The following is a 15,455-nucleotide window of genomic DNA, read 5'->3' on the forward strand; positions in this document are numbered from 1 at the left end:
CGCGCAAAGCAAGACCCGGGGAAGGCCGGAAAAACGCAACCGTTATCCGCGCGTACTGTTTAAGTGCGCGGAGCTATTCGCTACATCTACTGCCATCCTTCCAGGGAGCCTTTCTGCATGCCGGACTCGAAACCGATCGTTCCTGTGATTCTTTCGGGAGGTTCGGGAACCCGCCTCTGGCCCATGTCGCGCCCGGAAAAACCGAAACAACTGCTGTCGCTGACGGCGGAAGAAACCATGCTGCAGCTCACCGCTCGCCGTGCATCGGGCGAGCGCTTCGCGCGTCCGATCGTCGTCGCCAACGCCTTCCACGCCGATCTGGTCGAAGAACAGCTGGGGCAGGTGGAAACCGGCGCGCAGGCGCTGATTCTTGAGCCGATCGGCCGCAATACCGCACCGGCGATCGCATTGGCGGCGATTGCCGCCGGCGGTGGGAGCGAGCCGATTCTGGTAATGCCGTCGGACCACGTCATCGGCGATGTCGATGCTTTTCATAGCGCGATCAACGCGGCGCTGCCTTTCGTCAACGAAGGCTGGCTGGTCACCTTTGGGATTGCCCCGGACGCGCCGGAAACCGGCTATGGCTGGATCAAGGTGGGGGAGGCGCTGGGTGAAGGGGTTCACCGTGTCGAGCGATTCGTCGAAAAGCCGCCACGCGATCTGGCCGAGGCGATGCTTGCCGCCGGCGATCATGCCTGGAACGGCGGCATCTTCCTGTTCCGCGCCGACATGTATCTGGGGGCGCTCAGCGTCTATGCGCCGGAGATGCTGGTCGCGGCGCAGCAGTCTATGGACAATGCGCGCCGCGACGGCTGTCGCATCTTCCCCGACGCCAAAAGCTTTGCTGCTTGCCCAGCCGATTCGGTCGACTATGCGGTAATGGAAAAGGCGCCGCGCGTGGCGGTCGTGCCGGTGTCGATGGGGTGGAGCGATGTCGGCAGTTGGGATGCGCTGCACGCCATCAGCAACCCGGACGAAGGTGGCAATGTGGTTCGCGGCGACGTGGTCGCGATCGATGCGCGTAACTGCCTGGTGCAGAGCGAGCCCGGCAAGCGCGTGGCTCTGGTCGGCGTTCAGGATTTGATCGTCGTCGCCTCGGGTGCGGACGTGCTGGTGCTGCCGCGCGGCCGCAGCCAGGAGGTGAAAAAGCTTATCGAGGCGATGCAGGAGTGACTCGGGGGCGGGTACGGCGCCGGGCCGTGCTCGCCGCATGGGTGGTGGTGGTGGAGTCCTCGCCGTCCGTCACTTGTGCTTTGTGCGGGCGACTACTCGGCCGCCGCGCCGAATGGCATCATGTCGTGCCGAAAAGCGAGGGCGGTCGCGATACGGTGCCGCTCCATCCGATCTGCCATCGCACGATCCACGCCAGCGCTAGCAATGCCGAACTGGCGCAGGTCTATCCGACGCTCGATGCCTTGCGTGCTCGGGCGGACATCGCCCGCTTCCTCGCCTGGATCGCTGACAAGCCGCCCGACTTCCATGCGCCCACGCGGCGTAAGACCGGGTAAATGAAAAGCGCCCCGAAGGTTTCCCTCCGGGGCGTCATCCTCTCCAGCCCGATCGATCAGTCGATCTTGGGCAGCGTTTCGAACTGGTGGAAGGGCGGCGGGCTCGACAACGTCCATTCGAGCGTCGTCGCGCCTTCGCCCCAGGGATTATCCTCTGCCTTGCGGCCGGCGAGCAGCGACCAGATCACATTGACGAAGAACACCACCATGCCTGCGGCCATCACCATGTAGCCGACGGTCGCGAAGTGATTCCAATAGGCATATTGGTTGGTGTAGTCGGGAATGCGCCTCGGCATGCCCTGCAGGCCTAGGAAGTGCATCGGGAAGAACAGCATGTTCACGCCGATGAAGAACACCCAGAAGTGAACCTGGCCCAGGAACTCGCTGTACATCTTCCCCGTCATCTTGGGGAACCAGTAGTAGAAGCCCGCGAACAGGCTGAACACCGCGCCCAGCGACAGCACATAGTGGAAGTGGGCAACGACGTAATAGGTGTCCTGCATATAGTCGTCGACGCCGCCATTGGCGAGGACGACGCCGGTCACGCCGCCGACAGTGAACATGAAGATGAAGCCGATCGCCCAGACCATGGGGGTTTTGAAGCTGATGGAGCCTCCCCACATCGTCGCGATCCACGAGAAGATTTTCACGCCGGTAGGAACCGCAATCACCATGGTTGCGGCGGTGAAGTACATCTTCACCTGCACCGGAAGGCCGGTGGTGAACATGTGGTGCGCCCACACCACGAAGCCGACCAGGCCGATCGCGACCATGGCATAGGCCATGCCGAGATAGCCGAACACCGGCTTGCGGCTGAAGGTCGCGATGATGTGGCTGATGATGCCGAAGCCCGGCAGAATCATGATGTACACTTCGGGGTGGCCGAAGAACCAGAACAGATGCTGGTACAGCACCGGATCGCCGCCATATTGCGGATCATAGAATGCGGTGCCGAAATGGCGGTCGGTCAGCAGCATCGTGATCGCCGCGGCCAGCACCGGCAGTGCGAGCAGCAGCAGGAAGGCGGTGACCAGCACCGACCAGGCGAACAGCGGCATCTTGTGCAGCGTCATGCCCGGCGCGCGCATGTTGAAGATGGTGGTGATGAAGTTGATCGCACCCAGGATCGACGCAGCGCCCGCAAGGTGGAGCGAGAAGATCGCGAAGTCGACCGACGGCCCGGGCTCGCCATAAGTGGATAGCGGCGCATAGACCGTCCAGCCCGTGCCCGCACCCACGCCGACGAACGGCGAGAGCATCAGCAGGATGAAGCCCGCCACGGTCAGCCAGAACGAGATGTTGTTCATCCGCGGAAAGGCCATGTCCGGCGCACCGATCATGATGGGCACGAACCAGTTGCCGAACCCGCCGATCATCGCCGGCATCACCATGAAGAACACCATGATCAGGCCGTGTGCGGTGATCAGCACGTTCCAGAAGTGCATCGCTTCGTCGAACGTGCCTTCGCCATGCAGCTTGGCGACCCACCAGGGCAGATACTGGATGCCCGGTTCCATCAGCTCGGCGCGCATGATGCCCGAAATCGCGCCGCCGATGATGCCGGCGATAATCGCGAAGATCAGGTAGAGCGTGCCGATGTCCTTGTGGTTGGTGGACATGAACCAGCGGGCGAAAAAGCCCGGCTTGTGATCGGCGTCATGGTGCGCATGGTCGTGCGCACCGGCGTAATGAAGCGCGGTATCGGTCATGGCTCAGTTGCCCGTGTTACCGGCGCCGGCGGCATTGGCCGTCGCAGGTTTGTTGGTCGCTGCCGGGGTGGCGGTGGCGTTGACGGTCGGCGCGTCGTTCGCGGCGCCATTGGCCGTTGCGTCGCTCTGGTCGTTGCCAGCGGCGGTGGCGCTGGCGGGCTCGTGCGCCGCGCCGGGCATGGTGCCGCCCTTGGCGGCGACCCACTGCGCGAACTTGGCCTGGCTCACCGCTTCCACGGCGATCGGCATATAGGCATGGCGCGCGCCGCACAGTTCGGAGCACTGGCCGAAATACACGCCTTCCTTCGGGATGATGAAGCTCGTTTCGTTGAGCTTGCCCGGAATCGCGTCGAGCTTGATCCAGAAGGCGGGCACCGCCCAGCTATGGATCACGTCGGTCGCCGTGGTGACGAGCCGGATTGGCACGCCCACCGGCAGCACCACGCGCTGATCGGTGGCGAGCAGGCGCGGCCCGTCGACATCGGTGCGATAGCGCTGGCCCTTGGCGACCTGGCCCTCTTCCTTCAGCATGTTCGCGGTCAGCTGGATGCCGCCATGGTCGGGATATTCATAGGACCAGAACCACTGGTTGCCGATCGCCTTCAGCGTCACGGCGTTCTTGGGCGCCGGCTTGAACTGGGCGGCGAGCAGCCGGATCGACGGGATCGCGATCGCCACCAGGATCAGTACCGGCACCAGCGTCCACAATATTTCGATCGTGGTGTTGTGGCTGGTGCGCGACGGCGTCGGGTTGACGGCGCGGCGATAGCGGATAATCACCCACACCAGCAGCGCGAGCACCAGCAGCGAAATGGCGGTGATCAGCGGCAGCAGAATGTCATTGTGGAACCAGTGCGCTTCCTGGCCGGTCGGCGTTACCTGCGGCTGCAGATAAAAGGCCTTGTCCACCGGCTGGCCGATTCCCGGCTGCGGCCGGGTCAGGGGCTTGCCCTGGGCATCAAGCGTCGGGTCGGCAACCTTCCCCGCCGGGGCCGGCGCTGCCGTAGCGGCAGCCGGAGCCGCCGCAGGGGCGGCGCTGGTCTGTGCGTGGCCTGGCAGGGCGACCATCAGCCCTGCTGCCAATATCCATGTCGTCAAGCGAGGAATGCGCATCTTGTTTATTCACCCTCTCCCTGGAGCGCGAAGAACCGGGCAGGACACGCGCCCATTGCCGACGGGGTATACGCTGAACAACCCCTTTCTCAACAGTTTTTCGAGCGCGGTTGCGGTCGATCAATGCGAGTCCTAAGAGGCCGGGGCCGCACGCACAGATGGAGCTAGCACATTGACCGGTGACGCAATCCTCGACGAATTTCGCAGCGCAGGCGCGTTGCTTGAGGGGCATTTTATCCTGTCTTCCGGTCTACGCTCCCCCGTATTTCTCCAGAAGATGCGCATCTTCGAGGATCCTGTTCGCACCGAACGTGTTTGCAGCGCGCTGGGCAAATTGATTCGCGAAACCTTTGGCGCGGTAGATATGGTGGTCTCGCCGGCAATCGGCGGCATCATCCCCGGCTATGAGACGGCACGGGCGCTCGGCTGCAAGGCGGTGTTCGTCGAACGCGAGGACGGCGAGTTCCAGCTGCGCCGCGGCTTCGAGATTCCGGCGGGTGCGCGCGTCGTGATGGTGGAGGACATCGTCACCACTGGGCTTTCTTCGCGCGAATGCATCGCCGCGATCCAGAAACATCCCGGCACGCTGGTCGGCGCCGCCTGCATCGTCGACCGTTCGAACGGCAAGGCGGATGTGGGCGTACCGCTGATTTCGCTCACCAGGCTGGATGTGCCCGCCTATCCGGCCGACCAGTTGCCGCCCGAACTGGCGGCGATCCCTGCGATCAAGCCGGGGAGCCGCGCAATAGCATGACGAACACGCTCCGGCTCGGCGTCAATATCGACCATGTCGCCACCGTGCGGAATGCGCGCGGCAGCGGTTATCCCGATCCGGTGCGTGCAGCGCTGCTGGCGGCAGAAGCGGGGGCGGACGGCATCACCGCGCATCTGCGCGAGGATCGCCGCCACATCACCGACGACGATATCGCCCGACTGGTGGCGGAACTGACCGTGCCGCTCAATTTCGAAATGGCGGCGACCGAGGAAATGCTGGGCATCGCGCTGCGCCACCGCCCGCACGCCGTGTGCCTGGTGCCCGAGAAGCGCGAGGAGCGGACGACCGAAGGCGGGCTCGATGCCGCCGGGTTGCACAACCATCTGGCGCCGATGGTCGACAAGCTGCTGGAGGCCGGCTGCCGCGTTTCGCTGTTCATCGAACCCCATCCGCGCCAGATCGAAGCCGCGCTGCGGCTGCGTGCGCCGGTGGTCGAACTGCACACCGGCCGCTACTGCGACCTGCCCGAGACCGAGCGCGCCGGGGAACTGAAGCGCATCGCCGACGCTGCCGCGCTCGCCGCGAAGGAAGGCGTGGAGCCGCATGCCGGGCACGGCCTTACCTTCGACAATGTCGTGCCCATCGCCGCGATCCCGCAAATACGCGAGCTGAACATCGGCCATTTCCTGATCGGCGAAGCGATTTTCGAGGGGCTTGCGCCGGTCGTTCAGCGGATGCGTGCGCTGATGGATTCGGCGCGGTGAGTGCCTGCCTGATTCCTCCCCGGGACGGGGAGGGGGACCATGCGCAGCATGGTGGAGGCGGTTCTCCACCAGCGATACCCTTGCGGCGCTCCCCCTCCACCACGCCTTCGGCGCGGTCCCCCTCCCCGTTCCGGGGAGGCGCTGCGTGATCCTCGGTCTGGGCTCGGACCTGTGCAATATCGAACGGATCCAGGCCTCGCTCGACCGGTTCGGCGCGCGGTTCGAGGCGCGCGCCTTTACCGAGGTGGAGCTGGCCAAGGCGGCGAAGCGGCCCCACAATTACGCCGCCACGCTCGCCAAGCGCTTTGCGGCCAAGGAAGCATTTTCCAAGGCCGTCGGAACCGGCTTCAAGCGCGGGGTGTTCCTGAAGGACATCGGCGTCGTCAACGCACCTTCGGGTGCGCCGACGCTGGCGCTTACCGGAGGTGCGAAGGCCAGGCTTGACGCCATCACCCCGCCGGGCCACGTCGCCAGGGTACATCTCACCCTGACCGACGATCATCCCTGGGCATTCGCCATGGTGATGATCGAGGCGCTGCCGGTGGGAGGGGGCGCATGACGGGCGAAGAATTGGCGTTGGATCGCGAGGAACAGCCGGCCGCAGCGGCACCGGCGGAAAAAGGCACCGACTGGTGGGCGGAAATCCGCGGGGTGCTGTGGCTGGTACTGGCGGTACTCGCCTTCCACAGCCTGGTCGCCAAGCCCTTTTACATTCCGTCGGAATCGATGCTGCCCAATCTGCGCATCGGCGACCGGCTGATCGTGACCAAATATCCCTATGGCTATTCGTTCGTCACGCCGACCTTCCATCTGCTGCCGCCCATCCATGGCCGGCTGTTCGGGCGGATGCCGCAGCGTGGCGATGTCGTGATCGTTACGCCGCCCGGGCAGGAAACCGACTATATCAAGCGCGTCATCGGCCTGCCCGGCGATACGCTGGAGGTGCGGGGCGGCGTGGTCTGGCTGAACGGCAAGCCGGTGCCGCGCCGCGCTATGGGCGAGCAACTGATTCCGATCGATGCCAATACCCGCTGTGATTCCAATCAGGACCGCGGCGGATCGCCCTTCTATCTCGGTCGCCGTGTGGCCGGCCCCGACGGCAAGGCCTATTGCCGGCTGACCATCTATCGCGAGACGCTGCCGAACGGCGCCAGCTATGACACGGCCGATCTGGGCCTGTCGGAAGGCGACAATTACGGCCCGATCCGCGTGCCCAAGGACCATGTGTTCCTGATGGGCGACAACCGCGACAACAGCGCCGACAGCCGCTTCAGCCTCGCGCAGCAGGGTCTGGGCGGGCCGGTGCCGTGGGAGAATATCGGTGGCCGCGCCGAGTTCATCACTTTCTCGCTCGACGGCAGCGCCGGCTGGAACCCGCTTCGCATGCCGGGATCGGTCCGTGCCGGGCGCACCGGCCTGTCGCTCCATCCGGACCATGTGACGCCATGAGCGACGATCCGCTGCAATCCGCCCGCATCCGCGTGACGCGCGAGCCGGGGCCGAACGAAATGCGCGACCCGGCGGTGCGCGCCGAGTTCAAGCGCGCAACCGTATGGTTCGCAATGGCGATCGGCGTCGCGCTGGTCGTGCTGCTGGTCCAGCCGCTGCTCATCATTTTCGGCGGCCTTGTCTTCGCCTCGATGCTCGACGGCGGGGCACGGCTGCTCGGCCGCCTCCTGCCGATCCCGCGCAGCCTGCGAATCGCCATGGTGATCCTGCTGGTGATCGCGTTCTTCGGGCTGGTCTTCTATCGCACCGGCGTGCAGATCGCCGACCAGGCCGAACAGTTGCGCACCACGCTGGAGGCACAGGCGAACCGCTTTGCCGGCTGGCTGGGCGAACTGGGCCTGATGCCGGGCCGGTCCGACATCACCGGGCTGGTGCAGCAGGCGGTGGGATCGCTGGGCAAGCTCACCACGGCGGTGGGAACGGCGATCGGCGCCGTCACGTCGATGGTGATGATCGTCATCCTCGGCCTGTTCGTCGCGCTGGAGCCGCGCATCTATGAGCGCGGGCTGCAATGGATGGTGCCGCTCGATCACCGCACGCGCTTCGCCCATATGATCGGCGACATGGCGACGACGATGCGGCGCCTGCTCGCCGGCCGGCTGCTCGGCATGCTGGTCGAAGGCTTGCTGACCTGGCTATTCCTCAGCATCGCCGGGGTGCCGATGGCGTTGCTGCTCGGCATCATCACCGGCGTGCTCGCCTTCATTCCCAATGTGGGCGCGATCATTTCGGGCGTGCTGATGGCAGCGGTGGGCTTCAGCGCCGGGCAGCAGACCGGCATCTGGGCGCTGGTCATCTATTTCGGCGTGCAGAATTTCGACGGCTATGTCGTGATCCCGATGGTCGCGCGCCGCACCGTCGACCTGCCGCCGGCGCTGACCCTGTCCTCGCAGATCCTCGCCAGCACGCTGTTCGGCGTGCTCGGGCTGGCGCTGGCCGATCCGATGGTGGCGATGATCAAGGTCGCGCTGGAAAGCAACGCGAAGCAGAACGACACGGACGACGGCGAAGACGAAGCAGGGGGCTGAGCGATGCTGGTGCTGCACGATTATTTCCGCTCGTCCGCGGGATATCGGGTGCGCATTGCGCTCAACCTGAAGGGCATTGCCTATCAGCGCCGCGAGATACGGCTGCTCGAAAACCAGCAATCGAGCCCTGAACATCTCGCGCGCAATCCGCAGGGGCTGGTGCCGGCGCTGGAGGCGGACGGGCTGATGCTCACGCAAAGCCTCGCCATCATCGACTGGCTCGATGCGCGCCACCCCGAGCCAAGGCTGATTCCCGGGGATGCGGCGACGCGGGCGGCAGCGCTGGCACGGGCGATGGTGATCGGCATGGACGTCCACCCGATCAACAATCTGCGGGTGATGCGTTATCTGGAACGCGAACTGGGCGCGGATGGCGATGCGCGCGCCGCCTGGACCGCACACTGGATGCAAGAGGGTTTCGCGGCTCTGGAAGCGCTGGCGGGCAACCATGGCGGCGACGGGCCGTTCCTGGGCGGTGCCGCGCCTGACATTTCCGATTGCTTTCTGGTGCCCCAATTGTTCAACGCGCGCCGGTTCGGTGTGGCGCTGGATGCCTATCCGCGCCTGTTGCGTGCCGAGGCGGCGGCAACTGCGCTCGACGCCTTTGTCCTCGCGCATCCGGAGACGGTCGCTGCGGCGGGCTGAGTTGCGCTGTGCTGCGCTGATCGGTGCGATCGTAGCGCTGCCCGCAGCCGCCCAGACGGCCCCGCCGCCGCCCGAGCAGGAGATTGTCGTTACCGGCCGGGGGCTCGGCGAACTGCCGGGCGATCGTGCCTATGCCATTGCGACGATCGATCGCGCGCGGCTGGCCGACAATGCCGCCGACCGGCTGGAGGATGTGCTGGCCGATGTCGCCGGCGTCGCGCAGTTTCGCCGTTCCGATGCGTCCAGCGCGTACCCGACCAGCCAGGGCATCACGCTGCGCGGGCTGGGGGGCAATGCGGCGAGCCGGGCGCTGCTGCTGCTCGACGGGGTGCCGCAGAGCGACCCGTTCGGCGGCTGGGTACCGTTTCCGGCCTATATGCCGATGCGGCTGGCGGCCGTGCGCGTGACGCGCGGCGGCGGCAGCGGTGTGGCCGGCCCCGGCGCGCTGGCGGGCACTGTGGCGCTGGAAAGCGGCGGCCCGGCGGAACTGGGGCCGCTGCAACTCGGGCTCGACGGCGGTAGCCGCAACAGCCTTGACGCCAATGCAGTCGCGGCGCTGCCGCTGGGCGAAGGCTTCGCGACGCTTGCTGCGCAATATGGCCGCAGCGACGGGTTCGTGCCGGTGGTGGCGGCGGATCGTGGGCCTGTCGACCGGGCTGCGCCCTGGGAGCAGGCAAGTCTGGCGCTGCGCGGCGTCAGCAATGTCGGTGCGGGCACCGAGTTACAGGCGAATCTGTCGGGCTTCAGCGACCGGCGCGAACGCGGCACCGCCTTTACCGACGTACGCAGTCTGGGGGCGGACGCCAGCGTTCGGCTGGTCCATCGCGGCAGCGGTGCGGATGGCGTCTGGGGCTGGTCGGCGCTCGCCTATCTCCAGGCACGGCAGTTCGAAAGCCGCTTTGCGAGCGTCAATGATGCCCGCACCAGCGTCGCGCCGACCCTGGCCCAGACGGTGCCTGCCACGGGGCTGGGCGGGCGGATCGAAGTCGATCCGCCGCTGGGGCGTGCTGCGCATCTGCGGCTGGGTGCCGATCTGCGGCGAGTGGAAGGCTATAGCCGCGAATATTATAGCTACAGCGCTGGCGTGCCGACGCGCATCCGCCGCGCCGGGGGCGACAGCATGACCTGGGGCGGCTTTGCCGATGCGAGCTGGGAAAGCGGGCCGCTGACGCTCGACGGCGGCGCGCGGCTGGATCGATGGACGATTACCAGCGGCAGCCTGAGCGAGCGGCCGATCGGTACCAGCGCACCCTATACCGATAGCCGCTTCGCCGACCGTCATGGCTGGGAACCGACCGGGCGGATCGGCGCTGCCTACGGGCTGGGGACGGTGACGCTACGTATGGCCGGCTATCGTGGCTGGCGGCTGCCGACGCTCAACGAATTGTACCGCCCGTTCCGCGCCGGCGCGGATGCCACGGCCGCGAACGCCGCGCTCGATCCGGAGCGACTCTGGGGGACGGAGGCGGGGGCTGACTGGCGCCCCGCCAGCCGGCTGGTGCTGCGCGCGACCGGCTATTGGAACCGGCTCGATGGCGCCATCGCCAATGTGACCGAAGGCAAGGGGCCGGGCAGTTTTCCCGGCGTGGGCTTTGTCTCTGCCGCGGGAGTCTATCGGGTGCGGCGCAATCTTGACGCGGTGGAATCGCGGGGGTTCGAAATCGACGGCCAGTGGCGCGCCGGCGCATTCAGCCTGTCCGCTTCCTGGGCCTATGCCGATGCGCGAGTGCAGGCATCCGGGCGGGCGGCGGCGCTGGACGGGCTGCGGCCTGCGCAGACACCGCAGCATCAGGGCTCTGCGACGCTCGCCTGGCGACGCGGCGCGTGGGGTGCGTCGGTGACCGCACGCTATGAGGGCGCGCGGTTCGAGGATGACCAGAACCAGCGCCGCCTGGGCGCGGCTGTCACCTTCGACGCAACGCTTTCGGCGCCACTGACTCCGTCGCTGGCAGCCGAAGCGCGGGCCGACAATCTGTTCGATGCCGATGTCGCGGCAGGGATCAGCGGCGCGAATGTGATCGAGCGCGCGACGCCCCGAACGCTTTGGCTGGGCCTGCGCTATCGCTGGCGCGCAGCCACCAACCGGTCGAACAGCGCCAGATAGTCGCCGATCGAATCGCCGCCCCAGTCCTGTGGGTCGGGGCGCGGGCGTCCGGGCTGCAGCCAGTAATCGAGCGCGGCGACCAGCGCGTCGCCATCCTCGCGCGGCACCACGCTGCCCAGCTCCGGCCCGCGGATGATCTCGCGCACGGCGACGCTGGCTTCGGTCGAAACGACCGGCGTTCCCTGCGACAATGCCTCGCGCAGCACGCCTGGGACGCCCTCATAGTCCGATGTCAGGGCAGCGACCGTCGCCCCCTTGATCGCCGGCAGCGGATCGAGCGTATGGCCCGGCATCGACACGCGACCGGAAAGGCCCAGCCGGGCGACTTGCGCCTCGATCATCGCGCGGGCGCTGCCTTCGCCGATCAGCAGCAGCTTGACCGTGCGGTCGGCAAGCCTGGGGAGGGCGGCGATCAACCGGTCCCAGCGCTTCTGATGTTCCAGCCGGCCGACGCCGACGATATAACGCCCCTCCGGAATAGGGGGCAGATCGGCTTCGGGCAGGGGCTGTGCCGGCGGATTGGCGATGACGCTGACGCGCTCGGGCGCAATCCGCATCGCTGTAATGGTTTCCGTCGCCATCGCCGGGGTCATTGCCACGACATGGTCGAGAAAGGCGGGATGCATCCGCAGCCAGCGGTGATAGCCCCAGCCGAGCACCCGGCCGAGTTCGGGGCGCACCAGCGCGTTCGATACCTTGCCGACGATCGGCGGCGCAGTGCCGCCCAGTTGCAGCCGGGTGGCGGCCACCAAGCCGGTATAATGGTTGCCCGGGCAGAACAGGATGTCGGGATGCGTCGCGCGGATCTTCGCGGCAAGGCGCAGCAACGCGAGGTGGTTGCTGCTGCCCAGTTCGATCAACTCCACGCCCGGCGGCAGTTCCGCAGCCAGCGGCCCGTCGGCATCGCCGATCACCAGCGTTACGCGCCGCCCATGCGCCAGCCAGCCGCGCACCAGCCGCAACATGGCACGCTCCACCCCGCCGCCGCGAAGCGTCTGCGCAAAGGTGAGAATATGCGCGGCTGTGGGAGGGGATGCGGATTGCAGCATGGGGTTGCGGTTTGCCATGCTAAAGCCCAAATCGCTGCCGGAATAAACCGCAATCTGCTGGCAATCGGCCTTCCTGCGCTTCGGGCCAGGCATGGCGCTCAGGCGAGACGCGGAACACGGTGTGGCTTTCTGTCTGTCCTGTCGGTGGCGCATTTGGGAACACAAGATCATGAAGGCCCTGAGGCTGCGGTGAATACGAGTATTGTAGAGGCTCCTGCGAGTGTTGCGCCGGGCCTTGCCGGGCTGGAGCCTGTAGAAAAGATCAAGCGCCGCTGGCCGATGCTGCTGGGTGGGGCATTGACCTTGCTCATGATTGTCGGGCTGGGCCGCGAGCTGTTCGGCGCGGGGCTCAAGGGGCTGCAAAGTCTGCCTTCTAATCCGCTGTTCTATCTATCCTTTGCGCTCTACTATCTGGGGCCGCCGACCTTCGATTATGTCATTTTTCGCCGGCTGTGGCACATACCCCTTTCGGGAATGATCGCCCTCCACAAGAAGCGCATCTCGAACGAAGTGCTGCTTGGCTATTCGGGTGAAGCCTATTTCTACGCCTGGGCGCGGCAGCGGACCCAGATGGTGGCCGCGCCGTTCGGTGCGGTGAAGGACGTGATGATCCTGTCCGCCATCGCCGGCAACGCGGTGACGCTGGCGGTGGTCGCGATGGCGCTGCCGTTCGGCGTCGGCCTCCTCAAGCCGTCCGAATTCAACACGCTGATGGGCTCGGTGGGCGTGATCTTCGCGATGTCGCTGCCGTTCCTGATCTTTTCGAAGCGCGTCTTCTCGCTGCCGCGCGGGCAGCTCTGGTGGGTGTTCGGCATCCACTGCGTGCGCATCGTCACCGGGTCGGTACTGATTGCCTTTGCCTGGCATTATGCGATGCCGCAGGTTTCGCTGGGCATATGGCTGTTGCTGGCGGCGGGGCGACTGCTGGCCTGGCGCCTGCCGCTGGTGCCGAACAAGGAACTGCTGTTTGCCAATTTCGCGATCATGATCATCGGCCAGGACGAGGCGCTGTCGAAGCTGGTGGCGGTCATCGCGGCGCTCAGCCTCGTCACCCATGTTGCGCTGATTGCCGCCTTCGCCATGTTCGATCTGTTCAAAAGGAAAGAAGCATGAAGCGCTTTGCCGTTCCGGTCGCGCTGGCGTTTGCCGCGTCGGTGCTGCCGCATGCCGCGGTCGCGCAGGTTCTGGGCGAGGATGCCGCAGCCTGCACCAGCCTCCACGGACCGGCGATCGAAGTGAATGTCGTGGGATTGAAGGACCGCACCGGCCGCCTGAAGCTGGAGCTCTACCCGGCGGATGAGGAAGATTTCCTGAAGGACGACCGCGATCTGAAAAAGGAAGGCAAGACGTTCCGCCGGATCTGGGCCAACACGCCCGCCACGGGGCCGGTGGTGATGTGCATCCGCGTACCGGCGCCCGGCCGCTATGCCGTGCTGTTCACCCATGACCGCGACGGCAAGAACAAGTTCAACTTCTGGTCCGACGGCGCAGGCTTCGTTTCCAACCAGCGGCTGGGTCGCAGCCGCCCGAAATTGCGCCAGGCGATCATCGACGTGCCCGGCAACGGCGTTACGACGGTGACGATCAAGGCGCAGTATCTGCGTGGGCTGGGCGGGTTCGGTCCGCTCGAATAAGCGCAGCGTTAGCGCCGCCTGGAGCGTTTTCACCATGGGCGAAAACGCTCCAGATATTTGGTTGCCGCATTTTCCGAGTCGTTGACCGTGTACGGTCAACTTGAAAATGCGCTAGGGCGCGTTGGGCGTTTCGCTGGCGGCCCAGGGCGCGGCATAGACCGTGATCGGCACCGTCCCCAGCCGATACTCGCCGCGCACGCGATAGCCCAGTTGCGCCATGTGCGCCATGACGCGGGCGCGCACTTCCATCCGCTCACCGCGATAGGGCGTGCGCATCACCACGATTGCCGGACGGCGAGCGAAGATGCGGTCGACTTCTGCAAGCTGATCCACGCCGACCGCGCCGTTTTCGCGCGTGCGCGACAAATGGCTGGGAAACAGCCACGCACTCGCGGCGCAGCGGCCGGTATAGCCGTAGAGCATCGAATCGCCGCTGTGCACATAGAGGCAGCCCGGGCCGTGACCGATGGCATCGGCCAGCGTCTGGAGCTGCGCATGACTACCGCGATGATAGGCAGCCGAAGCCGTCATTGCTTCGCCGACGATCAGCACCAGCGCCAGCAGCGCCGGCGCGACCCGGCGGCGGCCGAACTTGCTATGGGCAAACCATGCGGCGCTGCACAGGCACCCCGGCAGCATCACCGGCAGGGCATAATGGTTGAACCAGGAGCCGAACAGGACAAGCCCCGCAATCGCGCTGAGCAGCCAGCCGAACAACAGCGTCGCATCGGCAGGCGGGCGGCCTTCGCGCCGCAGGCTGCGCCAGCCGAACCCGCTGACGATCAGTGCGGGCGCCAGCGCCAGCGTGACTTCGCAGAACCCGCCGAGCAGTTCGAGCGGGGGATCGCTGCGGCGGTCGAGCACCGAGGCGAAATTGGCATAGAGCCAGGCGTCGAAATGCCCGAGTGCCGCATAGACCGCGCCCGCAGCCACCGTGGGCAGCGCGGCCATGCCGGCATAGCCAAGGGCGCACAGCACAATCTGCACAGCCGTCGCGCCCAGCCGATATTCGCGGTGCAGCAGCCACAGACCCAGGAAGAAGCCCTCGAACACCACTGGATATTTTACCTGCATCGCCAGGCCGATCAGCAGCATGGCCAGCAGGTTGCGGGCGATGCGGCGGCGGTTGCCGAGCAGATCGCCCGCGCGCGGCAGGATGAGCGCCACGGCTGCGGCGGTGAGCAGATTGTAGAATACCGGCGCCTGCCCGCCTTGTCCGTCGGCCAGGTTAAGCATCAGGATATAGAGCAGCGCGGCGACAGAAGCGCCCGCCGCCCAGCCCACGCGCCGTGCGATTCGGGCGATCAGCAGTGCGGTTGCCACCACGCTCGCCAGCGCCATCGCCTGATAGGCGAGGATGCCCCAGCGCACCCCCAATGCAGCGGCCGGCGCGTAAACCAGAAACAGGCCGATCGGCTTGCGATCCCAGATGTCGACATAGGGGAGCGCGCCGTGCAGCATGCGTTGCGCGGCGACGAAATAGAATTGCTCGTCAACATGGACGAGCGGGTTGCCGAAGGTCACGGCGCGCGCGGCTAGCGCCACCAGCAGCAGGATCAGCGATTGCGGCAGCGCGGAGAGCCATGCGGCGCGTTCCCGATGGGCCGCCGGGGCGGTGCTTCGTTCGAACTCGCCTGCACCGGCGATATGGCCTGTCACGCTAACTTGAACTCCCTG

At 66.2% G+C, this 15,455-nt stretch carries 15 protein-coding genes; 11 read left to right on the forward strand and 4 right to left on the reverse strand.

What is annotated here, in order from left to right; translation table 11 throughout:
• Nucleotides 1-117: 117 nt before the first annotated feature.
• Both ACT53K_RS01060 and ACT53K_RS01065 read left to right on the forward strand, forming a co-directional pair.
• Nucleotides 118-1,173 carry a mannose-1-phosphate guanylyltransferase/mannose-6-phosphate isomerase gene (locus ACT53K_RS01060; protein ID WP_476226672.1) on the forward strand — a complete coding sequence of 352 codons (1,056 nt, stop codon included), beginning with the start codon at nucleotides 118-120 and terminating at the stop codon, nucleotides 1,171-1,173.
• A 26-nt stretch (nucleotides 1,174-1,199) separates the two neighbouring features.
• Nucleotides 1,200-1,508, forward strand: a complete 309-nt coding sequence (locus ACT53K_RS01065; protein ID WP_476226673.1) for an HNH endonuclease — start codon at nucleotides 1,200-1,202, stop codon at nucleotides 1,506-1,508.
• Nucleotides 1,509-1,564: 56 nt separating this feature from the next.
• Here ACT53K_RS01065 and ctaD read toward each other — a convergent pair whose 3' ends face one another.
• On the reverse strand, nucleotides 1,565-3,217 hold the full coding sequence (gene ctaD / locus ACT53K_RS01070; protein ID WP_476226674.1) for a cytochrome c oxidase subunit I: 1,653 nt from the start codon (nucleotides 3,215-3,217) through the stop codon (nucleotides 1,565-1,567).
• Nucleotides 3,218-3,220: 3 nt separating this feature from the next.
• On the reverse strand, nucleotides 3,221-4,330 hold the full coding sequence (gene coxB, locus ACT53K_RS01075) for a cytochrome c oxidase subunit II (RefSeq protein WP_476226675.1): 1,110 nt from the start codon (nucleotides 4,328-4,330) through the stop codon (nucleotides 3,221-3,223).
• Between the two features lie 172 nt (nucleotides 4,331-4,502).
• Between coxB and pyrE the strand changes: the two genes are divergently transcribed.
• The 7 genes from pyrE to ACT53K_RS01110 all read left to right on the forward strand — a co-directional run bounded on the left by pyrE (nucleotide 4,503) and on the right by ACT53K_RS01110 (nucleotide 11,095).
• Nucleotides 4,503-5,084, forward strand: coding sequence for an orotate phosphoribosyltransferase (gene pyrE / locus ACT53K_RS01080; protein ID WP_476226676.1), 582 nt, complete (start codon nucleotides 4,503-4,505; stop codon nucleotides 5,082-5,084).
• Complete coding sequence (locus ACT53K_RS01085) at nucleotides 5,081-5,809, forward strand: pyridoxine 5'-phosphate synthase (protein WP_476226677.1); 729 nt, start codon at nucleotides 5,081-5,083, stop codon at nucleotides 5,807-5,809. Before pyrE ends, ACT53K_RS01085 begins: the two co-directional genes overlap by 4 nt.
• 145 nt (nucleotides 5,810-5,954) lie before the next feature.
• Nucleotides 5,955-6,368, forward strand: coding sequence for a holo-ACP synthase (acpS, locus tag ACT53K_RS01090; RefSeq protein WP_476226678.1), 414 nt, complete (start codon nucleotides 5,955-5,957; stop codon nucleotides 6,366-6,368).
• Complete coding sequence (lepB, locus tag ACT53K_RS01095) at nucleotides 6,365-7,258, forward strand: signal peptidase I (RefSeq protein ID WP_476226679.1); 894 nt, start codon at nucleotides 6,365-6,367, stop codon at nucleotides 7,256-7,258. The genes acpS and lepB overlap by 4 nt, the downstream gene beginning before the upstream one ends.
• Entirely contained in the window at nucleotides 7,255-8,346 is a 1,092-nt protein-coding gene (locus ACT53K_RS01100) for an AI-2E family transporter (protein WP_476226680.1), read from the forward strand. The genes lepB and ACT53K_RS01100 overlap by 4 nt, the downstream gene beginning before the upstream one ends.
• Nucleotides 8,347-8,349: 3 nt before the next feature.
• Nucleotides 8,350-8,991, forward strand: coding sequence for a maleylacetoacetate isomerase (gene maiA / locus ACT53K_RS01105; RefSeq protein ID WP_476226681.1), 642 nt, complete (start codon nucleotides 8,350-8,352; stop codon nucleotides 8,989-8,991).
• 1 nt (nucleotide 8,992) lies between these two features.
• A complete protein-coding gene (locus ACT53K_RS01110) occupies nucleotides 8,993-11,095 on the forward strand; it encodes a TonB-dependent receptor (RefSeq protein WP_476226682.1) in 2,103 nt (700 codons plus the stop codon).
• Here ACT53K_RS01110 and ACT53K_RS01115 read toward each other — a convergent pair.
• Nucleotides 11,050-12,162: a glycosyltransferase gene (locus ACT53K_RS01115; protein ID WP_476226683.1), complete on the reverse strand. Its 1,113-nt coding sequence runs from the start codon at nucleotides 12,160-12,162 to the stop codon at nucleotides 11,050-11,052. The two genes, ACT53K_RS01110 and ACT53K_RS01115, sit on opposite strands and share 46 nt — an antisense overlap.
• 171 nt (nucleotides 12,163-12,333) lie before the next feature.
• Between ACT53K_RS01115 and ACT53K_RS01120 the strand changes: the two genes are divergently transcribed.
• Together ACT53K_RS01120 and ACT53K_RS01125 are read left to right on the forward strand one after the other, a co-directional pair.
• Nucleotides 12,334-13,257: a hypothetical protein gene (locus ACT53K_RS01120; protein ID WP_476226684.1), complete on the forward strand. Its 924-nt coding sequence runs from the start codon at nucleotides 12,334-12,336 to the stop codon at nucleotides 13,255-13,257.
• The gene (locus ACT53K_RS01125) at nucleotides 13,254-13,778 is read left to right on the forward strand and encodes a DUF2141 domain-containing protein (RefSeq protein ID WP_476226685.1); all 525 of its coding nucleotides are present in this window, start codon (nucleotides 13,254-13,256) and stop codon (nucleotides 13,776-13,778) included. Before ACT53K_RS01120 ends, ACT53K_RS01125 begins: the two co-directional genes overlap by 4 nt.
• 111 nt (nucleotides 13,779-13,889) lie before the next feature.
• On the opposite strand, the gene ACT53K_RS01130 is transcribed toward ACT53K_RS01125, so the two are convergent.
• Nucleotides 13,890-15,437, reverse strand: a complete 1,548-nt coding sequence (locus tag ACT53K_RS01130; RefSeq protein WP_476226686.1) for a hypothetical protein — start codon at nucleotides 15,435-15,437, stop codon at nucleotides 13,890-13,892.
• Nucleotides 15,438-15,455: the final 18 nt, after the last annotated feature.

The organism is Sphingomonas sp. DMC8 (assembly GCF_056314185.1).